This window comes from Pseudomonas sp. BF-RE-21 (assembly GCF_019947305.1).
In the GTDB taxonomy this organism is placed as follows: domain Bacteria; phylum Pseudomonadota; class Gammaproteobacteria; order Pseudomonadales; family Pseudomonadaceae; genus Aquipseudomonas; species Aquipseudomonas migulae.
On the sequence record NZ_JAGYGF010000021.1, the window covers coordinates 72567 to 92596 of the forward strand.

General features: G+C 59.9%; 22 protein-coding genes. 9 read left to right on the plus strand and 13 right to left on the minus strand.

From position 1 onward, the window contains the following. The first annotated feature begins 114 nt into the window (after positions 1–114). The 4 genes from KGB25_RS15980 to KGB25_RS15995 all read left to right on the plus strand — a co-directional run bounded on the left by KGB25_RS15980 (position 115) and on the right by KGB25_RS15995 (position 4157). Complete coding sequence (locus KGB25_RS15980) at positions 115–735, plus strand: cell wall hydrolase (protein ID WP_223435667.1); 621 nt, start codon at positions 115–117, stop codon at positions 733–735. A gap of 107 nt (positions 736–842) precedes the next feature. Continuing rightward, complete coding sequence (locus tag KGB25_RS15985; protein WP_008024127.1) at positions 843–1778, plus strand: phosphatase; 936 nt, start codon at positions 843–845, stop codon at positions 1776–1778. Between the two features lie 177 nt (positions 1779–1955). Continuing rightward, on the plus strand, positions 1956–2888 hold the full coding sequence (locus KGB25_RS15990) for a GlxA family transcriptional regulator (protein WP_008044201.1): 933 nt from the start codon (positions 1956–1958) through the stop codon (positions 2886–2888). A gap of 300 nt (positions 2889–3188) precedes the next feature. Beyond that, positions 3189–4157, plus strand: coding sequence for a nitrilase-related carbon-nitrogen hydrolase (locus KGB25_RS15995; protein ID WP_223435669.1), 969 nt, complete (start codon positions 3189–3191; stop codon positions 4155–4157). Between the two features lie 550 nt (positions 4158–4707). On the opposite strand, the gene KGB25_RS16000 is transcribed toward KGB25_RS15995, so the two are convergent. The 4 genes from KGB25_RS16000 to KGB25_RS16015 are packed head-to-tail and all read right to left on the minus strand — an operon-like array spanning position 4708 to position 6896. Beyond that, the gene (locus tag KGB25_RS16000; protein ID WP_008028132.1) at positions 4708–5406 is read right to left on the minus strand and encodes a dienelactone hydrolase family protein; all 699 of its coding nucleotides are present in this window, start codon (positions 5404–5406) and stop codon (positions 4708–4710) included. A gap of 37 nt (positions 5407–5443) precedes the next feature. Then, a complete protein-coding gene (locus KGB25_RS16005; RefSeq protein ID WP_008043943.1) occupies positions 5444–6067 on the minus strand; it encodes a glutathione S-transferase family protein in 624 nt (207 codons plus the stop codon). Between the two features lie 56 nt (positions 6068–6123). Then, positions 6124–6639, minus strand: a complete 516-nt coding sequence (locus tag KGB25_RS16010) for a DoxX family protein (protein WP_008043945.1) — start codon at positions 6637–6639, stop codon at positions 6124–6126. Positions 6640–6692: 53 nt separating this feature from the next. Beyond that, entirely contained in the window at positions 6693–6896 is a 204-nt protein-coding gene (locus KGB25_RS16015) for a hypothetical protein (RefSeq protein WP_008043946.1), read from the minus strand. Between the two features lie 378 nt (positions 6897–7274). Between KGB25_RS16015 and glsB the strand changes: the two genes are divergently transcribed. The 3 genes from glsB to KGB25_RS16030 all read left to right on the plus strand — a co-directional run bounded on the left by glsB (position 7275) and on the right by KGB25_RS16030 (position 10450). Continuing rightward, a complete protein-coding gene (gene glsB / locus KGB25_RS16020) occupies positions 7275–8183 on the plus strand; it encodes a glutaminase B (RefSeq protein ID WP_008028142.1) in 909 nt (302 codons plus the stop codon). A 340-nt stretch (positions 8184–8523) separates the two neighbouring features. Next, the gene (locus tag KGB25_RS16025; RefSeq protein ID WP_223435670.1) at positions 8524–10026 is read left to right on the plus strand and encodes an aldehyde dehydrogenase family protein; all 1503 of its coding nucleotides are present in this window, start codon (positions 8524–8526) and stop codon (positions 10024–10026) included. A 73-nt stretch (positions 10027–10099) separates the two neighbouring features. Beyond that, positions 10100–10450 carry a BON domain-containing protein gene (locus KGB25_RS16030; protein ID WP_008043954.1) on the plus strand — a complete coding sequence of 117 codons (351 nt, stop codon included), beginning with the start codon at positions 10100–10102 and terminating at the stop codon, positions 10448–10450. 119 nt (positions 10451–10569) lie between these two features. Here KGB25_RS16030 and KGB25_RS16035 read toward each other — a convergent pair whose 3' ends face one another. From KGB25_RS16035 to cynS, 3 genes are all read right to left on the minus strand, one after another. Beyond that, positions 10570–11229 carry a carbonic anhydrase gene (locus KGB25_RS16035; RefSeq protein WP_008043956.1) on the minus strand — a complete coding sequence of 220 codons (660 nt, stop codon included), beginning with the start codon at positions 11227–11229 and terminating at the stop codon, positions 10570–10572. A 29-nt stretch (positions 11230–11258) separates the two neighbouring features. Beyond that, positions 11259–11495, minus strand: a complete 237-nt coding sequence (locus KGB25_RS16040; RefSeq protein ID WP_223435671.1) for a DUF2790 domain-containing protein — start codon at positions 11493–11495, stop codon at positions 11259–11261. An 86-nt stretch (positions 11496–11581) separates the two neighbouring features. Then, positions 11582–12049 (minus strand): cyanase, encoded by a 468-nt coding sequence (cynS, locus tag KGB25_RS16045; protein WP_201112519.1) that lies wholly within the window; start codon positions 12047–12049, stop codon positions 11582–11584. Between the two features lie 121 nt (positions 12050–12170). Between cynS and cynR the strand changes: the two genes are divergently transcribed. After that, positions 12171–13067, plus strand: a complete 897-nt coding sequence (gene cynR / locus KGB25_RS16050) for a transcriptional regulator CynR (RefSeq protein WP_008043965.1) — start codon at positions 12171–12173, stop codon at positions 13065–13067. Here the strand turns inward: cynR and KGB25_RS16055 are convergent. The 5 genes from KGB25_RS16055 to KGB25_RS16075 all read right to left on the minus strand — a co-directional run bounded on the left by KGB25_RS16055 (position 13053) and on the right by KGB25_RS16075 (position 17656). After that, positions 13053–13355, minus strand: coding sequence for a hypothetical protein (locus KGB25_RS16055; RefSeq protein ID WP_008043969.1), 303 nt, complete (start codon positions 13353–13355; stop codon positions 13053–13055). The two genes, cynR and KGB25_RS16055, sit on opposite strands and share 15 nt — an antisense overlap. A gap of 257 nt (positions 13356–13612) precedes the next feature. Next, positions 13613–13942, minus strand: coding sequence for a hypothetical protein (locus KGB25_RS16060; RefSeq protein WP_008028159.1), 330 nt, complete (start codon positions 13940–13942; stop codon positions 13613–13615). A 521-nt stretch (positions 13943–14463) separates the two neighbouring features. Then, positions 14464–14967 (minus strand): GNAT family N-acetyltransferase, encoded by a 504-nt coding sequence (locus tag KGB25_RS16065; RefSeq protein WP_223435672.1) that lies wholly within the window; start codon positions 14965–14967, stop codon positions 14464–14466. Positions 14968–14998: 31 nt separating this feature from the next. Then, entirely contained in the window at positions 14999–15628 is a 630-nt protein-coding gene (locus KGB25_RS16070; protein ID WP_223435675.1) for a glutathione S-transferase family protein, read from the minus strand. Between the two features lie 78 nt (positions 15629–15706). Then, on the minus strand, positions 15707–17656 hold the full coding sequence (locus KGB25_RS16075; RefSeq protein WP_223435677.1) for a DNA topoisomerase III: 1950 nt from the start codon (positions 17654–17656) through the stop codon (positions 15707–15709). A gap of 348 nt (positions 17657–18004) precedes the next feature. Between KGB25_RS16075 and KGB25_RS16080 the strand changes: the two genes are divergently transcribed. Next, positions 18005–18373, plus strand: coding sequence for a DUF427 domain-containing protein (locus tag KGB25_RS16080; protein WP_008028168.1), 369 nt, complete (start codon positions 18005–18007; stop codon positions 18371–18373). A 36-nt stretch (positions 18374–18409) separates the two neighbouring features. On the opposite strand, the gene lldD is transcribed toward KGB25_RS16080, so the two are convergent. Beyond that, on the minus strand, positions 18410–19564 hold the full coding sequence (gene lldD / locus KGB25_RS16085; protein WP_223435683.1) for an FMN-dependent L-lactate dehydrogenase LldD: 1155 nt from the start codon (positions 19562–19564) through the stop codon (positions 18410–18412). Positions 19565–20030: the final 466 nt, after the last annotated feature.

Below are 20030 nucleotides of genomic sequence, written 5' to 3' on the forward strand. Positions count from 1 at the left end.
TCGGCCGTCTGTCGAAATGAAAACGGGCAACTACAATCAAGCGATGTCGCCGGCCAGGGGCGCTCAGCGTCGACAGTTTGTTGCTTGAATCCAGTCCACTCAGAAGGGGCGATCATGCGCTTGATTTGGATAGCGACCTGCTTTGCAATCACGCTACTCAGCGGCCAGGCAGCGGCGACTGAACAGGAACAAAAAAAGGAAACGGCCGAAAACAAGGCCGAAGTGCTGGAACAGAAAGCGGCGGAGAAGGGGGCCGATGTGCCGGTGCCCAAGTCCGAAGCGATTACCACCTCCGAAGTGCAGGCGGTCGACCCGGCAGGCGCGTCGCCGCTGGACGATGCAATCACCTGCCTGGCGCGCTCCATTTATTGGGAAGCCAAGGGCAAGTCCTCCGCCGACATGGAAGCCGTGGCCAGCGTGGTGATGAATCGCCTGGGCCATGAGGGCTTTCCGGACACGGTGTGCGCGGTGGTCAAACAAGGTTCTGAAACCAAGAATTGCCAGTTTTCCTGGTGGTGTGACGGGCGTTCCGATCAGGTCCAGGAAGAAACCCAATACACGATCGCCAAGGAAATCGCGCGCAAGGCGCTCAACAAGCAGCTCAACGACCGCACCCACGGCGCGATGTATTTTCACGACCGCAACGTGCACCCCGATTGGGCCGGCAAATACATCAAGACCACCGAGACCAGCATGTTTCTCTTCTATAAGCCCAAGGGCGGAGAGGCCCATTAGCGATGTCATCTGGATGTCATCGAACCCATGTAAAAATTCTTGCAAACCGTCTTGAACGTTCAGCGGGCCTGGGTCTGCTGACAGATGAATTTGCAAGGAATACCTCAATGAAAGGAGATGCCTCCCTGTTTGCGGCCATCGACCTGGGTTCCAATGCGTTTCGCATGATGATCGGCCAGTCGGTCAAGCGGAATCAGCAACTGGTGATCCAGGAAGTGAAAACCCTGCGCGAGCCGGTGCGTCTGGCAGAGGGTTTTCAGGGCGGTGCGCTGGACGAAATGGCACTGGATCGCGGATGGCAGGCACTCGCGCGATTCGGCAAAAAGTTACGCGGCTTTGAGCCCGGTCGTGTGCGGGCGGTGGCGACCAGCGCCGTGCGTGAAGCCGACAATGCCCAATTGTTCCTGGCCAGCGCAGAGCGGCATCTGGGTTTTCGCATCGACGTGATCTCCGGGCATGAAGAAGCGCGGCTGGTTTACGCCGGTGTGGCTCACACGGTTCCCGGTACGGAACGCAAACGGCTGGTGATCGACGTCGGTGGCGGCTCCACGGAATTGATCCTCGGGCAGGGCGCGCAGCCGCTGTTGACCGAGAGCATTGCCATCGGCAGCGGCACCTTTGGTGCGCGTTATTTTCAAGGTGGGCGCATCACGGCACCCGCACTGCTGGAAGCCGAGCGTGTCGCCACTCTGCAATTCGAACGCGTGGCGCGCCGTTATCGCTCGCTGGGCTGGCAGCAAGTGATCGGCTCATCAGGCACCGCACGGATGCTCGCCAAAGTGCTCAAGGCCAACGGTTTGAACGACGAAGGCCAGAGCGGCATTACCTACAGCGGCCTGTTGCGCCTGTCGCTGCGCCTGCTGGAAGTGGGGCACGTCAATCAACTCAGGCTCGCGGGCCTGCAAAGTCACCGCCTGAGCATCCTGCCCGGTGGGCTGGTGCTGATGCTGGCAGCGTTCAAAGTCTTCGGCGTCTCGCACATGACACCCTCCGAGCCCGGTTTGCGGTTCGGTGTGCTGCATGGGTTGATGTCTCGGCACTGAGTGCCAGCCGCTATTCCTTCAGAACTTCGCATAGTTCAACGCATCGACCACGGCCGGCGCCTCGTGTTGTCGGCCAACGGCTTTCCGTTAGGTGTAGACCTGATCAGGGCGTACAGTGCAAGTTAGATGGCCTTAAAAGCTATCAAGCCTCCTTTACGGTCATCAGGAATTGGCGTCATGCACGAGATCGGCCTCATCGTTTACCCCGAATTCCAGGTGCTGGGCCTGGCCATGTGTGCGGCGTTCGAAATGGCCAACGGCGCCGCCGACGAGCCGGTGTACAGCCTCACCTTGTTGTCGGAACACGGCGGGACGGTGCAAACCTCCGCCGGCTTCGGCGTGGAAACCACCGCGTTCGATCAGCGCTCGTTCGACACGCTGCTGGTAATGGGCGACAACCTGATCCGTCCGGTTTCATCGGGCATGGTGGCGTTTCTGCGCAGCGCCAGTCAGAGCTCTCGCCGGGTCGGATCGATCTGCACCGGTGCCATCGCGCTGGCCGAGGCCGGTCTGCTCGATGGGCGGCGAGCGACCACGCACTGGTGCCATGCGCCTGCGTTGCAACGGGCTTACCCGAAGGTGAAGGTGGAGGAGGACCGGATCTTCATCAACGACGGTAACGTCTGGACCGCTGCCGGCATGAGTGCCTGTGTCGATCTTGCATTGGCCCTGGTGGAAAGTGACCTCGGTGCCGAAGTGGCGCGGCGGGTGGCCCGGCAATTGGTGGTGTACCACCGGCGCGCGGGCGGGCAGTCGCAGTTTTCGGTGATGCTTGAACTCGAACCCAAGACTGACCGCATTCAAGCCGCGTTGACCTATGCCAAACAGCATTTGAAGTCCGAGCTGTCGGTCGAGGAACTGGCCAGCGCCGCCAACCTCAGCCCGCGACAGTTCAGTCGCGTCTTCCATGCTGAAACCGGTCAGTCTCCTGCCAAGGCCATTGAAAACCTGCGGGTGGAGGCCGCGCGCCTGATGATGGAAACCGGCCGGCACGCCATCGATGTGGTGGCGACAGAGACCGGTTTTGGTGATCGCGAGCGGATGCGCCGGGCGTTTATTCGCGCCTTCGGCCAACCGCCGCAAGTCATCCAGCGTGCGAATCGAGGCTGACTTGCGTGAACCCACAATTCCGAACCTCCGCGTAATCTGTAGGAGCCGGCTTGCCGGCGATGGCGTCCGTGAAAACGCTATCGCCGGCAAGCCGGCTCCTACAGGTTTTGTGTGAATCCGGGATTCCGAACATCCCCTCGATCTGTAGGAGCCGGCTTGCTGGCGATGGCGATTTCAAATACGCCATCGCCAGCAAGGTATTTGCGTGGCTTAAAAGGTGGCGTATTTGGCATTTAAGACAAAATATTATTGGCGTAATCTCGATCTCGTTGAAGCCCATTCCCCACTGAGATCACCGCCATGACCATCGTCAAAGCCGCTGCCGTCCAGATCGCACCTGTGCTCTACAGCCGTGAAGGCACTGTAGAAAAGGTCGTCAACAAGATCCATGAACTCGGCGAGAAAGGCGTGCAGTTCGCCGTTTTCCCGGAAACCATCGTGCCGTACTACCCGTACTTTTCCTTTGTGCAGGCGCCGTTCGAAATGGGTTCCGAGCACTATAAATTGCTCGATCAGGCTGTCGTCGTGCCTTCCGCGACCACCGATGCCATTGGCAAAGCCGCCAAGGACGCCAACATGGTGGTGTCCATCGGCGTCAACGAGCGCGATGGCAGTACCCTGTACAACACGCAATTGCTGTTCGATGCGGACGGCACCCTGATTCAGGCACGTCGCAAGATTTCGCCGACCTATCATGAGCGCATGATCTGGGGCATGGGCGATGGTTCCGGCCTGCGTGCCACCGACAGCGCTGTTGGCCGCATTGGTCAACTGGCTTGCTGGGAACACTACAACCCGCTGGCGCGTTACGCCCTGATCGAGGATGGCGAACAGATTCACGCCTCGATGTACCCCGGTTCGTTCGCCGGTGAGCGGTTTACCCGCCAGATGGAAGTCAGCATCCGCATGCACGCGCTGGAATCGGCGTGCTTCGTGGTCAACTCGACGGCCTGGCTGTACCCGGAACAACAGGCACAAATCATGGCTGACACTGGTTGCGGCATTGGTCCGATCTCCGGCGGTTGCTACACCGCGATCATCGATCCGCAAGGTGAAGTCGTCGGCGCACTGACCGAAGGTGAAGGCGAAGTCATTGCCGACATCGACTTGTTCCAGATCGAAGTGCGCAAGCGTCAGATGGATGGGCGCGGCCACTACAGCCGTCCGGAAATCCTCAGCCTGAACATCGACCGGACACCGCATCGCCATGTGCACGAGCGCAACGCACAGCCGAAGCTGGCCGACACTGCGAAAGCGGAAGAGTTGTGATTATGGAAGTCATGACGATCAATCAATAAACGCCAAACCTGTAGGAGCCAGGCTTGCCGGCGAAGGCGTCAATGAAATCGCCATCGCCAGCAAGCCAGGCTCCTACAGGTTGTGTGTGAACCCGCGACCCCGAACACACCTGTGATCCGTAGGAGCCGGCTTGCCGGCGAAGGCGTCAGTGAAATCGCCATCGCCAGCAAGCCGGCTCCTACAGGTTGTGCGTCAACCCGCGATCCCGAACACACCCGAGATCTGTAGGAGCACGGCTTGCCGGCGAAGGCGTCTTTGAAATCGCCATCGCCAGCAAGCTGGCTCCTACAGGTTTTGCGTCAACCCGCGACCCCGAACACACCTGTGATCCGTAGGAGCCGGCTTGCTGGCGAAGGCGTCTTTGAAATCGCCATCGCCGGCAAGCCAGGCTCCTACAGGTTTTGCGTCAACCCGCGATCCCGAACACACCCGAGATCTGTAGGAGCCAGGCTTGTCGGCGAAGGCGTCTTTGAAATCGCCATCGCCAGCAAGCCGGGCTCCTGCCAAAAGCGTGTCGGTCTTAGAGCTCCATGCCCAGGAAGATCAGCGTATTGCCATGGGCTTCAGCCGCGGCACGCTGGTTGTAGCTGTCGCGATGCGAGCAGTTGAAGCCATGCTCGGCTTCCGGGTAAACCACGATTTCAACGTTATCGTTGTTGTCGAAACGCTCGGCGATTTTTTCCACGGCTTCCAGCGGGATGTGGCTGTCCTGTTCGCCGAAGTGCATCAGCAGCGGCACTTCGATTTCGTCGGCGCGGTCCAGTTGGTTCTGGATGCCGCCGCCGTAGTAGGCGATCGCCACGTCCACCAGCCCATTGGCAGCGGTGTGGTAGGAGAGCAAGCCACCAAAGCAGTAGCCGATGGAGGCAATGCCGCCATCCAGACCCGGTTGTGCTTTCAGGGCGTCGATGGCCAGCTCGATGTCTTTCTGCGCCTTGCCGACGTCGGTGGCGTTCATCAATTCGACGGCGCGTTTCCAGCCGGCTTCGTCGTAGGTCAGTTCAATGCGCGGGCCGTTGCGCCAGAACAGGTCCGGCACGATTACCAGGTAGCCGTCGGCGGCATATTGCTCGGCGACCGAGCGGATGTGTTCATTCACACCGAAGATCTCCTGGATCAGCACAATCCCCGGGCCTTTACGGGTATGCGGAATCGCCAGGTAAGCGCCGAATTTACCTTCAGCGCTGTCGATCTCGATCCATTGGGTGGTCACGCTCATGGTGGCTCCTGTCTTCGCAAGTGAGTTGGGGCGTAGCTTAATGCGGCTGTGTGGCTTTGAAGCTCGTCAGCCCCTGCATCCGTTTCCACCAGCTGTTGAAGCCGTCCACGGCAAATACCTGCGGCGCATCCGGGGTCATCGCGATGTAGGCGCAACCCGGTGCCAGGTAGAAGTCGCCGATGCTCGGTTCAAGGCCGGCGATATACGGATCGGTGCCTTTAATCTTCATCAACTCGCGCAGCACTCGTTTCGAGTTCTCGATGCCTTGGCGGCGCGAATCTTCATTCTGCCCGCCAATGAAGTCGGGAAACAGATGGTAGCCGAACACCGAGACCAGCGCGCCATAACCGTAGGAATCATAAATGCCCTGGGCCATGTGGGTGCGCGCACGGTCGTGGGCGTTGTCCGGGGTGATTGACGGGCCGGGCAGGACTTCGTCCAGGTAGGCAATGATCGCGCCGGTTTCGATCACCCGAAAGCCGTCGTGGTCGACGACGGGCACCTTGCCGAACGGGTGGCGCACCAGATGCTCCGGCAGGTGCGGTTCCCCTTTGATCACGTTGACCTGCACCTGCTCGAAGTCCGCGTCTTTTTCCACCAGCAACATCTTCACTGTGCGCACATAAGTACTGCCGTCAAAACCGTAGAGAGTGAGACTCATGGCGATTGCTCCTGTTCTATTGGGAGTGGCAGGTACGTTATCGAAACGCCGGCGCCTCAGCGGTGGTTGCGACGCCAGAAGAAGCGAGCCAACAACGTATCGAGACTGAGCTTGCCGGCACCCGAGAGCAACAGCGGCATCAGGGCGGCGAGGTAAATCAGCGGCAGTTTGAAGTTGCCGTGGCCCTTGTTGCTGATGGCGTAACCCTGAGCAAGCTCACTCAATGTAGACCAATCGGCCGGCCAGTGGACGGCGGCCGTCGCAACAAGGGTGACCACGATCAACGCGATGGCCGAAATCCGCGTGCCAAGGCCGACGAGGATGGCGAGGGCGCAAAGCAGTTCGGCCCACATCGACAGTTCCCAGTTCAGCGTCGCCGGTATCTGGTCGAAGGGAAACGGAAAGCGATCCTGAATGTCGGCGAACCAGTTTTCGCCATTCCATTTTTCCAGGCCTGACTCGAAAAATTCCCAGGCAATGAACAACCGCAGGGTCAATGGGGCGAGCCAGCTACCGGCACGGTCGAGATTCAGGTGCAGGCCTTTCACGGCCGACGAGATTGCAGAGTTCATGGACGTGGTCTCCGTTCAGTCAGGGATGCGGGGCTCGCGGCCCCGCGCAAGGGTTACTCGCCGGCGCCGCACTTGCCTTCGCCGCATTTGCCTTCAGCCGGTTTTTCCGCGGTGTCGGCGTGGGCCTGGCTGTAGCCGTGGGCCAGCTGTTTCATGCTGAACGCTTCGGACTCGGAGGCCGATGCGACGTTGGACAGGGCCAGGCCGCCGGCGATGATCAGGCCGAGGGTCAGGGAAGAAGTCGAGAGCTTGAACATGGTGATACTCCGTAGCATTGAGTGAGTTGAGCGCTTTGATCGGCTGAGCCAATCGACAGGCACATTTCATCAATCGGGTGTATCTGCGATGTGTCGTTGGGGTGGGGTTTTATGGACGGGGTGTGTCAAGGGCGGGGCTGTACACACTCTGATACGTAACCCCCTAAATTTCCTTGGCCTACACAAATCCTTGTAGGAGCCGGCTTGCTGGCGATAGCGTCCGTTCAGGCGATAAATGTGTCGACTGATCCACCGCTATCGCCGGCAAGCCGGCTCCTACAGGGGGTATTCCACGCCACCACTGTGATCCATTCGTTGCCACCAGCGTCTAGCGTCAGTGTCCCCGCAATCCCTTGGGGCGAGACTTCGGAACCCGGCATGCAAGCGCTGTTGAACGAGATCCTTGACGCAGTTCGGCCCCTGATCGGTCAGGGCAAGGTGGCTGACTACATTCCTGCCCTCGGCACCGTGCCGGCCAATCAGCTGGGCATCGCCGTGTATGGCAACGACGGCGAACTGTTTTGCGCCGGTGACGCCCACACGCCGTTCTCGGTGCAGAGTATTTCCAAGGTGTTCAGCCTGGTGCAGGCCATCGAGCATTCCGGCGAAGCCATCTGGCAGCGCCTGGGCCACGAGCCTTCCGGGCAGCCGTTCAACTCGCTGGTGCAGCTGGAATTCGAACGCGGGCGCCCGCGCAATCCGTTCATCAACGCCGGTGCGCTGGTGATCTGCGACATCAATCAGTCGCGCTTTGCCGCACCGGCCTTGTCGATGCGTGATTTCGTCCGGCGCCTGTCGGGCAATCCGCAAGTCATGGTGGACGGCAAGGTCGCCGAGTCCGAATACCAGCACCGGGCGCGCAACGCCGCCATGGCATACCTGATGCAATCCTTCGGCAATTTTCACAATGATGTCGAGGCGGTGCTGCGCAGCTACTTCAGCCATTGCGCCCTGCGCATGAGCTGCGTGGACCTGGCGCGGGCGTTCTGCTTCCTGGCCAACGACGGCTTCTGCAAGCACAGCGGCGAACAGATCCTCAGCGGCCGCCAGACCCAGCAAGTCAATTCCATCATGGCCACCAGCGGCCTCTACGACGAGGCGGGCAACTTCGCCTATCGCGTCGGTTTGCCCGGCAAGAGCGGCGTGGGCGGCGGGATCGTCGCGGTGGTGCCGGGGCAGTTCACGGTGTGCGTCTGGTCGCCGGAACTCAACGCCGCCGGTAACTCACTGGCGGGCATGGCCGCGCTGGAGTTGTTGAGCCAGCGGATCGGCTGGTCGGTGTTCTGATAGCGCGGGGTTGTGGCCGGCGCGACTACCGCCACAGCCGCCGAGGCGGCCTGAAAGCCGACCTGTTTCTCAGTTGTCCGCATTCTCCTTCACTACTGCGACCGCTCATTTTGGACATGTCCACCGATCCCCTGTAGGAGCCGGCTTGCTGGCGATGGCGTCTGTCCAGCCAATACACACGTTGACTGATCCACCGCTATCGCCAGCAAGCCGGCTCCTACAGGGGATTTGCGTACGGTTTCGCAATCGAACGAAATGCGCCGGATGGCCACCGGTTAATGACGCTCCAGAAATTTTGCTATACATTTTCTGACCGCCCATTGCATGGTGAAACCGCTTCATGTCTCTTGCGCTCGAACGTCTAGTCGCTGGCACGCCAATCCCTTTCGCTGGTAACCGCGTCACTGTGGTCAGCCCCGAACTGGCCTTGCGCTTTCAGCCCGGGGACCACCTGTTGGTGGAGCAGGTCAGCGGCGAGTTGTTGCTGATTCCCGTTGCGGACCAGAAAGCGGCGGCGGTCGCGATTGAGCGGGCTGAAGCGGCGTTTACGGCGATGTCCGCCGTTTCCGATCAGGCGATCAGTGCGTTTTTCGACCTTTTTGCCCAACGCCTGGAAAACCAGGACTGCTGGGACTTGATCGAAGCGGCCAACCGGGCCGACATCGAATGGGCCAAGTCGCGTGGACGCTCCACCACACGGTTGCTGGCCGATGAGCGCATGCGTCGTGACATGATCGCGGGCCTCAGGGCCTGGCGCGATGCGTCAGCCACGCGCGGCAAAGTGATCAGTTGCGTCGAGCATGACGGCTGGAAAGTCGAGCAGGTGGTTTCGCCGTTGGGCATCGTCGCCTTCGTCTTCGAGGGCCGGCCGAATGTCTTCGCCGACGCCGCTGGCGTGTTACGCACCGGCAACACCGCGGTGCTGCGCATTGGCAGCGATGCCTTGGGCACGGCGCAAGCCATTGTCACCCACGCGTTGAATCCGGCATTGAGTGAGGCCGGTTTGCCGGTGGGCGCAGTGTCGCTGGTGGAAAGTGTCAATCACGCCGCCGGTTGGGCCATGTTCGCCGACCGTCGTCTGTCGTTGGCGGTGGCCCGTGGTTCGGGGCGTGCGGTCAGTCAGTTGGGCAGCATCGCGCAACAGGTCGGCACTGCCGTCAGCCTGCATGGCACCGGTGGCGCCTGGCTGGTCGCCGACAAGGACGCCGACGCCAAGCGTTTCGCCGCCGTCGTGCGCAATTCCCTGGACCGTAAAGTCTGCAACACCCTGAACGTCTGCCTGATCCACCGCGATCGCGCCGCCGAACTGGTGCCGCTGTTTCTGGACGCCTTGGAAAAAGCCGGCAGCGCCCGGGAAGAGGGCTGCAAGTTGCACATCGTCGAGGGCAGCGAAACGTATTTGCCGGGCCGTTGGCGGACCGCAACCGTCGAGGTCTATCGTCCTGACGGCTACCAGACTGAAAGGTTGGCCGAGCCACTGCCCGAAGACCAGTTGGGCCGCGAGTGGGAGTGGGAAGAAACCCCGGAAGTCAGCCTCAAGATCGTCGACGACCTGGGCCAGGCCATCGCCTTGTTCAATCGCTACAGCCCGCAATTCACCGTGTCGTTGATCAGTGAAGATGCCGAGGCGCATGAGCGCTTCTACAACGCGGTCAACGCACCTTTTGTCGGCAACGGAATTACCCGTTGGGTTGACGGGCAGTACGCGCTGAATAAACCGGAACTGGGGCTTTCGAACTGGGAGAGTGGTCGCCTGTTCGCTCGCAGCGCGATTCTCTCGGGCGACGGTGTGTTCACGATCCGTAGTCGCATGACGCAGATCGATCTGTCAGTCAAACGCTGAGAACCCGACCTCAAGCGCAGACCGCACTATAATTAAGGGTGTCTGCGACTGCGTCTTGAGACAGGGGTCCGCCATGAAACTTCAATCCTTCGATCATTACTCTCATAAGCTGGAATTGGCCGCGCACGACGCGTGGCTGACAGCCCGGGTGAAGTCGGCCTTGGCGTTGGCCGATCCGACCCTTGGCCTGCAAGTCCATGTCAAAACCCTCGCGGGAATGGTGATGTTGAGCGGTCGCGTCAACACGCATAAGCAATGTGAGCAGGCTGTTGCGCTGGCTCGCACGGTCAGTGGTGTCAATGAAATCGATGCCAGGGAATTGCTGACTCACGTGTTCACGCCTGGAAGCTTTCCAACACCGCCCAACGCCGAGGAAAACCCGGAGATCCGGCCATCCTCGTCAGCCAAACCGGAAGACAAATAAAGCGGGGTGCAGCGCTTCCGTGAATCGGGCGCGCTGCATTTTCACTTCGCGGTTATTGAGCGCGGATGCTGATTGGCTGCAAGGTGCCAGCTGAGGGCGATGGCCCTCTGGTACACGGATCAAGCCGCTTCAACCGCTTTGCCGTGAACGGCGCACGTGCTCGGGCGTTCGGCCAGCGACACGAACGTGCGGCTGTTGGCATCCAGTGCATCGATCGACCCGGTTTCGATGTCGTAGACCCAGCCATGCAGGTTCAGCAGGCCTTTTTCCTGAGCCAGTCGCACGCTCGGGTGTGTCTGAATGTTCGCCAGTTGCGCGATCACGTTTTCCCGCACCATCGAACTCACTTTCGCCGCGTCGCTGGCATGAGGCCGGGATTCGTTGATGACCTTCGCCGATTCCGCATGTTGCAACCAGCCGCTGACGGCGGGCAGGTGATCCATGCATTTGCAGCTGGCGACGGCTGTCATCGCGCCACAATCCGAATGGCCGCAAATCACGATGTCGGTGACGCCCAGTACGGCCACCGCGTATTCGACCGTGGCCGATACACCGCCCGGATGCGGGCTGTAGGAGGGCACGATATTGCCGGCGTTACGGATCACGAACAGTTCGCCGGGTTCTTGCTGGGTCAGCAGTTCCGGTACGACACGGCTGTCGGAACAGGTGATGAACAGCGTGCCGGGGTGTTGCGTGGTGGCCAGGTGTTTGAACAGGTCGGTCCGCTGTGGGAAGGCTTCCGTCTGGAACTTCAAAAAACCGTCGATGAGCGCTTTCATGGGGAATTTCCTTTCAAATGATGGGGGGATCAGTTCGAGCAGCCGGTGCCAAACACGCTGTAGTCCAGAATGTGGGTGGCGCCTGTGGAGTCCTGGTACGTCATTTTCACAGGGACGACCCCGCATTCATCGGCAATCGGCGTGATGCTCACGACATGCGCGATGTCCAGTTTCATGCCGTACTCGTACGCGACGGCCGTTTCTTCTGCGTGAACCTGGGCAGACATGCCCGCTAACAACGACAGCACCAACAGAATTTTTTTCATGGGGCATCCTCCAGACCAATGTGGTGAACAAAGAAACAAGCGGGGTTCTGGAACTGGCCCGCACTTGAGTGCGGGCCGGGATCAAGTCAGAAAGGACGCAGTGGCAGGAACTTGCCGTCGAGGGTGATCACGGCGCGGGAGCCGCCTTCCGGGTCTTCGACTTTTTTCATGTCGAGCTTGAAGTTGATCGCGCTGATGATGCCGTCGCCGAACTGTTCATGAACCAGGGCTTTGAGTGTGGTGCCGTAGATCTGGATCATTTCGTAGAAGCGGTAGATGGTCGGGTCGGTCGGCACGCCGGAGAGGCTGCCGCGCAGTGGAATGATTTGCAGGCGGGCCACGGCGTCGGCGTCCAGGTCGAGCTTCTCGCCAATCACTTTGGCGGCGCTTTCCGGCAGTGGGTGCTGACCGAGCAGGGCGGCGGTGACGTAGGCCAGACCGAGGCCGGTGCCGTCGGTCAGGTCCTGCCACGACAGGTTTTTACGCGCCTTGGCATCGAGGATCGAGGTGGTCAGGGCCAGGCTCGGGTCGTTGTAAGCGTGGGACTGTTGCATGGTGAATCTCCTATCGGGTTGAGTATTGCTTGGGTGTGAAGCAATCTTCTGCCGATTGATTAATAGCGTCCAAGACCGATATACAATGCATTGCATAAGCCCTGCCTATAGGTTGATCCCGATGCTGCTCCGACATTTGCGCTACTTGCTGGCGGTCGCCGACCACGGCGGCTTCACCCGTGCTGCCGAGGCATTGCACGTGTCCCAACCGACCTTGTCGCAACAGATCCGCCAACTGGAGGAAACCCTCGGCGTGAGCCTGTTCGACCGCACCTCGCGCACGGTCAAGCCCACCGATGCGGGTGAGGCCTACATCGAGTGCGCTCGGCGGGTGCTGGTGGAACTGGAGGCGGGTAAACGGGCGTTGCATGACGTGAAGGACTTGTCCCGGGGGACGTTGCGATTGGCGATGACGCCGACGTTCATGGCGTATCTGGTCGGGCCATTGGTGCGCGACTACGTGGCGCGCTATCCGAACATTCACCTGGAGATTTTCGAGTTGTCGATGGACGACATTGAGGCCGGGCTGCTGGATGACTCGCTGGACATCGCCATTGCGTTTGATCAGGTCAGGAATGCCGACATCGAGTCGATCCCGGCGTTTACCGAGACGCTGGGCGTGATGGTCGGGCGGGATCATCCGTTGTACGAAAGCCGTGTCGCGTTATCCGCTGAAGCGGTGGCCCAGCTGGAATTTGCCCTGTTGGCCACGGACTTCGTCACCCGAACCCGAATCGATGAGTATTTCGCTGAGCAGCAGATCACGCCAAAAGTGGCCATTGAGGTGAACTCGGTCAGCACCTTGCTGGAAGTCATCCGCCACACGGCGATTGCCACCATCCTTCCGGAACCCATCGCCACTCAGGACCGCGCGTTACGCAGGATCCCGTTGCTGGGGGAGGCGCCCAAGCGCGGGGCCGCGCTGCTGCGGCGTAAAAACAACTACCACAGCGCGGCGTCGGTGGCCTTCATGGAACTGTTGCTGGGAACCGTTGAGGCGACGTCAGTCATCCACTGACTGGCATACGCCGTTGGAGGCCTTGCCGGAGGAGGTCACGGCGACCGAATCGTCATCGGCGAGGACAATTGACAAGGTGATGCCGGAGCCCTTGGCTTCGAAGCGGCGCTCACTGATGATTTTGGTGTCGGCTTCCTTGCCGTTGATCATGACCGGCCCATCCTGATCCGCCTGGACGAGAAACTTGCCGGGGCACTCCACCGCGAATGACGGGACACCGTCGACGCTGTTTGCCTGAGCAACACTTGTCAGAACCAGCAACAGCGGGAATATCAGCTTGTTTTTCATCGCAAGTCTCCAGTGACCAACAGCGGATACGCTTAACAATAGCTTTGTTTGGCAAACCGGAGACAAACAAAAAGGCCCCGCTCGTTTATTCGAACGGGGCCTTTTTTATGGGGCCTTCATTGGTTTGAACACCCATTCAGATCATTGTAGGAGCCGGCTTGCCGGCGATGGTCGTTAACGATAACGCGTACTGACTGTTTCACCACGGTGTCGTTGAGTCCATCGCCGGCAAGCCGGCTCCTACATCATTGGGTTTATCAGTAGAACCGATCAATCACCCGAACTTCATTCTGGTTCTGCATCGAGTCCCAGGCCTGCTTCAGCGTTTGCAGGACATTGCCGATGAAGTCTTTGTCGGCTGCAGCTTTCTTGCCGACATAACCCTGGCCGCGACGGTACATTTTCAGTCGGGCCAACAGGTTCTGGTTGTTCTGGTCGAACTCGGCTTCATGGGCATGCGGCGACAGGCAATCGATATGAACCTGGCCCGATTTGCTGATCCACAGAATGTGGCTGTCGTGGCTGTCTTTTTGCGCAGCGAACATACGAGCCAGTTCATCGATAGTAGGTTGATTGTTCAGATTCATAATATGCCCCTTGACCATTTGGTGATCTTTCAAAGTTGATTCGCTAATACAAGTAGCCCATCGGTTAGTTGATCCCTGGCACCGAAACCAGGACGTCAGCGTTCGGCCGTCGAGAGTGACGGGGTTCCGCGTCTGTTGCATGTAGTCGTGTTGAATAACTGCTACGCAATAGCGTCACAACGAAGAGAAGCAGCGAATACCTTCAGGCCACTGCCGACGTTTTCAGGGTCGGCCACAAGCTTCATGAGGATTGATCGCCAGCGCTTCTCGTCCTTGTACTGGACGTTCGGGCCAGGTCAGCTTCTTCAATCTGCCTTGTGGGCAGCGTGTATCCGGGAAAAACAGCTCGGCGGTCAGACGAGCTTGCTCAAACATGTTGCTGTACTCCCGATCGGGGAGATGTCTGCATCATGCAAGGGCAAATCGGAGGCGTCAACGGTTTTGTAGTGATTATTTTCAGTCACTACATATTGTCGGACAAAGCTGTTTGGAATTAGAAAGCAGCAGGGAGAAAGCGCCCCTCAGGACGAGGGCGGCGCGCTTTGGAAGCGGTAAAAGGTGCAGGGATAACCGTCCACTGAGTGCTGATGCCGGGAGAACGCGTCACCCGTGAGGTGTGGCATCACACGGGCCCAGAACTGCCGTGCAGGCGGGTTGGCATCGATGTGGAAAATCTGCCATTGCCCGGGCAGCTGGCTCAAGAGGGTAGAAACGACAAACGTCGCGACTCCTTGGCCACGAAAGCGTCGGCTGACAAAAAGGTAGCCGATGTTGTACTGGGCGCCAGGCAGATGGGTGTTGTCATCCACGGTCACAAAACCGGCCAGCTCCCCGTTGACCTTGATCAGGAACGGGCGGGTTGCGGGGTTGCGCCAGTAGTCCTGTTGCGGCTGGATGTGGAAGAAGCCATGCCCGCCGAGTTTGAGCGGCAGCCACTCACTGAGGTCGTACATATAGAACTGCATCAAGTTTTCGAGCGTTTCCAGTTCGTCGCGCTGAGCGGCGTGCAGTTCTATCGAGGGCATGCGGGCTGGCTCCTGTTCAGAGCGGAATCAATCAGTGAGGCGCGAAGTCGTATTTACCACCTTTCTTCAGTGCGGCTTGATAGGCCGGGCACGCCTGGAAGCGCTCGACCCAGGCCGCTACATGAGGGTAGTCGCCGAGCTTGCCTTGGGCGCGGGCGATTTCACCTATGAAACTCATCTGGATATCGGCTGCGCTGAATTCCTTGCCCAGCAGGTAATCGGACTGGTTCAGTGCCGTGTTCAGATAGCCGATGTAGTTGGCTACTTCCGAGTTGATCCGTGGATGCAGCGGTGCGCCGGCTTCACCGAGACGTCCGACATACAGGTTCAACATCAGCGGCAACATGGCCGAGCCTTCGGCGAAATGCAGCCACTGCACGTATTCATCGTAGGCCGGGGTGGACGGATCGGGTTGCAGCCGCCCCTCGCCATGGCGACGAATCAGGTAGTCGATAATTGCGGCGGACTCAATCAGCTTCTGCGTGCCGTCTTCGATGACCGGCGATTTGCCCAGGGCGTTGATCGCTTTCAGTTCCGGCGGGGCCAGGTTGGTTTTCGGATCGCGCTGATAGAGCTTCAGTTCGTAAGGGATGGCCAGTTCTTCCAGTAGCCACAGAATGCGCTGGGAGCGGGAGTTGTTCAGGTGGTGCACGATAATCATGGTCGATGCCTTTTCAGGAAACAGGACTGTAGCCGGGCTTGAAGAACACTAGACCATCGCTGGCCAATCGAAGTGCCATCAAGCTTTACCCGGCGTTTTTGCTGCACGTTTGACGCCGGTCGATGGCTTGCGTTTGGCCGGCTTTCGTTTGTTTTTCCAGGGTGTGGCACCTCGCCCGGCAGGGCTTGCAGGCCCGCTGATGGTCAGGCTCAGGCCGGAGCAGCGGGCAACCTGCTTGCTCATCCACGCCGCTTGTTTGGTGACGAATTCTTCCAGGCTCATTTCGCCGCTCTGCACCATGTCCAGCGCCTGCTCCCAGATCGCGGTGGTGCCAGGGTCGGCAATCGCGCGCGGCACGGCGTCGATCAGGCTGAACGCCGCCGGGGTGGCGGCCAGGGCCTTGCCGTTCTTGACCAGATAACCACGGTCGAGCAGGCCCTGAATGATCGAGGCGCGGGTGGCCTCGGTGCCAATCCCGGTGGTGTCCTTGAGTTTCTGCTTCAGCAGTGGATCCTCGACCAGCTTGGCGACGTTCTTCATCGCCTTGATCAAATCACCTTCGGTAAACGGTTTGGGCGGCTGCGTCCAAAGGTCCTTGAGCTTCACTTCGGCCACCGCGCAATCACGGCCTTCGCTCAATGTCGGCAGTGTTTGTGGCGCCGGTACTTCGCGGCCCTTGGCCGGAGCAAGGGCCTCGGGCAGGGCGCGTTTCCAGCCGGGTTCGACGATCTGCTTGCCGACCGCGCGCAAGGCTTCACCGGCACAGTCGAAGTCGGCCTGGGTCCGGTCGTATTCATGGTTGGGCAGAAACTGCGCCAGATAACGCGCGCGGATCAGCGTGTAGACCGCTCGCTGCTTGCCCACCAGTCGATCCAGGTTCTTTGCCGCAGCCGTGGGGATGATGCCGTGGTGAGCGCTGACCTTGGCGTCATTCCAGGCCCGTGAGCGCCGTTGCGGTTCAAGGTAGTCCTGCAAGGCGTTCAGCGTCGGATCTGCTTGCCGCAGGGCGGCGAGAATTCCGGGCGCTTCACTGTGTTGACTCACCGGCAGGTAACCGCAGTCGCTGCGAGGGTAGGTGATGACTTTATGGGTTTCGTAGAGTGCCTGGGCGATGTCGAGGGTTTCCTGAGCGCCGAGCCCGAGTTTCTTCGAACAGACTTCCTGCAAGGTGCCCAGATCGAACGGCAACGGCGCCACTTCGCGCATGCGCTCGGTACGCAGTTTGATCACCTGGGCGCTCGCCGCGTTGCCAATCGCCGCCGCTGCCTGTTGTGCGAGTGCCTGATTGAGGCAGCGATCCTGGTCGTCGCAAACGTCGGACGGCGCACGCCACTGTGCAGTGAACGCGGTGCCATCGTGCAGCAGCTGCACGTCGATGGCCCAGTAAGCCACGGGGACGAAATCGGCGATGCTGCGGTCGCGGTCCACCACCAGACGCAGGGTCGGCGTTTGCACTCGACCGACCGGCAATACGCCCTGATAACCGGACTGGCGCCCCAGCAGCGTGAACAACCGGCTCATGTTCATGCCGATCAGCCAGTCGGCCCGTGAACGGCCCAATGCCGAATGATAAAGGCTGAAGGTCTCCGCCCCCGGCTTCAGCGCAGCCAATGCCTTGCGGATTGACGCATCGTCCAGCGCCGACAGCCACAACCGCTGGATCGGCCCGCGATAACGGCAATGCTCCACCAGTTCCCGGGCGATCATTTCGCCCTCACGGTCGGCGTCGGTGGCGATCACCAATTCATCGGCCTCGCCGAGCAAGCGTTTGACGGCCTTGTACTGACTGGCGGTGCGCGGTTTGACGGTCATTTTCCATTTGTCCGGAATGATCGGCAGATCTGCCAGCACCCAGCGCTTGTAGCGTGCGTCGTAGGCATCCGGTGGCGCGGTTTCCAGCAGATGGCCGATGCACCAGGTCACCGTGACGTCCGTTCCCAACCAGCAGCCGTCGCCGCGACGCCGGGCGCCGAGCACGGCCGCAATGTCTTTGGCCTGGGAAGGTTTTTCACAGAGGTACAACCGCATAACCACCATCGTTCATCAATTGCCGGGAGGTGCACAGAATGGCGGCTGATGAGCGATGGAGCAATCTTTATCTGTATGGATGTACAGCTCGTGCGTTTCGACTCATTGCAACGAACGGCATCTCGCTTCTACATTTGACGTTATCCGCCTCTGCGCTTGTGCCGGTCCTGCGACGGATAGCTTCAGCGCCCCGTTCGGCTGTGAAGCCGTCGCGCTGATGAAATCTGGGTTATACCTGACAAAGCTGTGTTCTCAAGTTTTGGGGCACTGTGCGACCCATTGCGGGCAAGTCGGATTGCCGCATCGCACGCTCCCACAGGTTTTTCACCGTCCCGAGGAACGCATTTCATGAAAAGCTCCGGTCCTAGCCCTGTCATTACCATCGCCGAGCAGCCCGGCTGTCTGTTGGTGAAGTTTCACGGCATTCAGGTGGCTGCGTCGGCGCGCGCGCTGGTGCTGCTGGAGGCCAATTACCCTCCGGTGTACTACGTGCCCCGGGAGGATATCGACGAGAAGTATTTTGCCCGCACCGACCACACGAGTTACTGCCCCTACAAGGGTGATGCGAGCTATTTCAGCCTGCAGGTCCCGGGGCATGAGGGCGCGAATGCGGCGTGGAGCTATGAAGATCCCAAAGTGTCGGTAGAACAGATTCGGGGCTACATTGCGTTCTATCCCGATCAGGTGAAGTTCGAGATTCTCAAAGACGTCGAGTGATTGAAAACGCCCTGCATCGACAGGGCGTTTTTACGATCAAGCGTTCAGTTCACGAACCGCCTGCACCAGCGTCGACTCATCGATCTGAGCAATCGAGGTCACTCCGGTCAACGTCATGGCCACGCGCATCTCTTTGGCGAAAATATCCAGCATGTTTTCCACGCCGCGTTGACCATCGGCGGCCAGCGCATAGGCCATGGATCGCCCCAGCAATACACCTTTCGCGCCCAGGGCCAGCATCCGCACGACATCGAGCCCCGAGCGGATCCCCGAGTCGACCAGCACCGTCAGATCATTCCCCACCGCTTGTACGATGGGCGGCAATGCCTTGGCGGTGGAAAGCACGCCGTCCAGCTGCCGTCCGCCGTGGTTCGACACCACAATGCCGTCCGCGCCAAAGCTGACGGCGTCTCGCGCGTCCTGAGGATCGAGAATGCCCTTGATGATCATCGGGCCTTTCCAGAAGTCACGAATCCACTCCAGATCGCTCCAGCTGATCGACGGGTCGAAGTTGTTCGCCAGCCAGCCCATGTAGTCTTCGAGCGTGACGGCTTTGCCAAGGTACTTCGAGATATTGCCCAGATCGTGCGGGCGTCCCATGACGCCGACGTTGAAGGCCCAGTCGGGTCGGGTTATGGCCTGAAGTATTCGCCGCGATGACGCAAACGGCCCGGACATGCCCGAGTGCGCATCCCTATATCGGGCGCCGGGCGTGGGCATGTCGACGGTAAACACCAGGTTCTTCACCCCGGCAGCCTTGGCCCGTTCCAGGGCGTTTTTCATGAAGCCCCGGTCTTTCAGCACGTACAGCTGGAACCAGATGGATTGTTGGCTTTGCGCCACGACTTCCTCGATCGAACACACCGAGACCGTCGACAGGCACAGGGGAATGCCTTTGTTTTGCGCCGCTTTCACGGCTTGTACTTCGCCTCGACGGGCGAACATGCCTGTCAGGCCTACGGGCGCCAGGATGATCGGCATTGCGAGGGGCTGGTCGAAGAGGGTGGTTTGCAGGCTCAGGGTTTCGACGTTTTTCAGAATGCGCTGACGCAGGCTGATGCCTGTCAGGTCGGCGCTGTTGGCCCTCAGTGTGTGCTCCGCATAAGCGCCTCCATCGATGTAATCGAACAAGAACCGGGGGAGTTTGCGGCGGGCTGCCTCGCGATAGTCGGATGCGGATGAAATGATCATGGTGCCTCGGTCGGGTGAGTGGCGGGGCGATGGGTGCTTGGAGCCAGAGTAGCGAAAACGGCTCGTGTTTGCGGTAATTCTGTTTTTCGCGGTGTTGGGTGTTTGGGTTTTTTGGGGGGGACATATCCGTTATTGGGGTAACGGCGGCTATTGGTTTCGCCCTTACGGCGAGTCACTTTCGAAAAGCGCGAAAGTAACCAAAGCGCTTTTGCCCCTTTCGTTCGGCCCTTCGCTAAGGCTCAGGGTCCCCTCGCTCCGGTCCTGCTCCGTGGGCCCGCCGCCATCGGCCATCCATGGCCGGGGGCGGCTAACCCGGCATCCATGCCGGGTTGCCCACTACGCAGAACCTGCGCTCGGCCTCTCGAGGGGGCGACTACCGCCACAGCCGCCGAGGCGGCCTGAAAGCCGACCTGGCTCTTTGGGGGGACGCGTTGTCCTTCTCTGCTGCGCTCACCCATTCCGGACA

Excerpts from the sequence above, each read along its gene's own strand:
- lldD (WP_223435683.1), bottom strand. The coding sequence starts at position 19,564 with ATGATCATTTCATCCGCATCCGACTATCGCGAGGCAGCCCGCCGCAAA.
- KGB25_RS16035 (WP_008043956.1), bottom strand. The coding sequence starts at position 11,229 with ATGAAAGCGCTCATCGACGGTTTTTTGAAGTTCCAGACGGAAGCCTTC.
- KGB25_RS16070 (WP_223435675.1), bottom strand. The coding sequence starts at position 15,628 with ATGATTATCGTGCACCACCTGAACAACTCCCGCTCCCAGCGCATTCTG.
- KGB25_RS15980 (WP_223435667.1), top strand. The coding sequence starts at position 115 with ATGCGCTTGATTTGGATAGCGACCTGCTTTGCAATCACGCTACTCAGC.
- KGB25_RS16025 (WP_223435670.1), top strand. The coding sequence starts at position 8,524 with ATGTCTCTTGCGCTCGAACGTCTAGTCGCTGGCACGCCAATCCCTTTC.
- KGB25_RS16075 (WP_223435677.1), bottom strand. The coding sequence starts at position 17,656 with ATGCGGTTGTACCTCTGTGAAAAACCTTCCCAGGCCAAAGACATTGCG.
- KGB25_RS16010 (WP_008043945.1), bottom strand. The coding sequence starts at position 6,639 with ATGAACTCTGCAATCTCGTCGGCCGTGAAAGGCCTGCACCTGAATCTC.
- KGB25_RS16000 (WP_008028132.1), bottom strand. The coding sequence starts at position 5,406 with ATGAGCGTGACCACCCAATGGATCGAGATCGACAGCGCTGAAGGTAAA.
- KGB25_RS16080 (WP_008028168.1), top strand. The coding sequence starts at position 18,005 with ATGAAAAGCTCCGGTCCTAGCCCTGTCATTACCATCGCCGAGCAGCCC.
- KGB25_RS15995 (WP_223435669.1), top strand. The coding sequence starts at position 3,189 with ATGACCATCGTCAAAGCCGCTGCCGTCCAGATCGCACCTGTGCTCTAC.
- KGB25_RS16055 (WP_008043969.1), bottom strand. The coding sequence starts at position 13,355 with ATGAAAAACAAGCTGATATTCCCGCTGTTGCTGGTTCTGACAAGTGTT.
- KGB25_RS16040 (WP_223435671.1), bottom strand. The coding sequence starts at position 11,495 with ATGAAAAAAATTCTGTTGGTGCTGTCGTTGTTAGCGGGCATGTCTGCC.
- cynR (WP_008043965.1), top strand. The coding sequence starts at position 12,171 with ATGCTGCTCCGACATTTGCGCTACTTGCTGGCGGTCGCCGACCACGGC.
- KGB25_RS16030 (WP_008043954.1), top strand. The coding sequence starts at position 10,100 with ATGAAACTTCAATCCTTCGATCATTACTCTCATAAGCTGGAATTGGCC.
- KGB25_RS15990 (WP_008044201.1), top strand. The coding sequence starts at position 1,956 with ATGCACGAGATCGGCCTCATCGTTTACCCCGAATTCCAGGTGCTGGGC.
- KGB25_RS15985 (WP_008024127.1), top strand. The coding sequence starts at position 843 with ATGAAAGGAGATGCCTCCCTGTTTGCGGCCATCGACCTGGGTTCCAAT.
- KGB25_RS16005 (WP_008043943.1), bottom strand. The coding sequence starts at position 6,067 with ATGAGTCTCACTCTCTACGGTTTTGACGGCAGTACTTATGTGCGCACA.
- cynS (WP_201112519.1), bottom strand. The coding sequence starts at position 12,049 with ATGCAACAGTCCCACGCTTACAACGACCCGAGCCTGGCCCTGACCACC.
- KGB25_RS16015 (WP_008043946.1), bottom strand. The coding sequence starts at position 6,896 with ATGTTCAAGCTCTCGACTTCTTCCCTGACCCTCGGCCTGATCATCGCC.
- KGB25_RS16065 (WP_223435672.1), bottom strand. The coding sequence starts at position 14,967 with ATGCCCTCGATAGAACTGCACGCCGCTCAGCGCGACGAACTGGAAACG.
- glsB (WP_008028142.1), top strand. The coding sequence starts at position 7,275 with ATGCAAGCGCTGTTGAACGAGATCCTTGACGCAGTTCGGCCCCTGATC.
- KGB25_RS16060 (WP_008028159.1), bottom strand. The coding sequence starts at position 13,942 with ATGAATCTGAACAATCAACCTACTATCGATGAACTGGCTCGTATGTTC.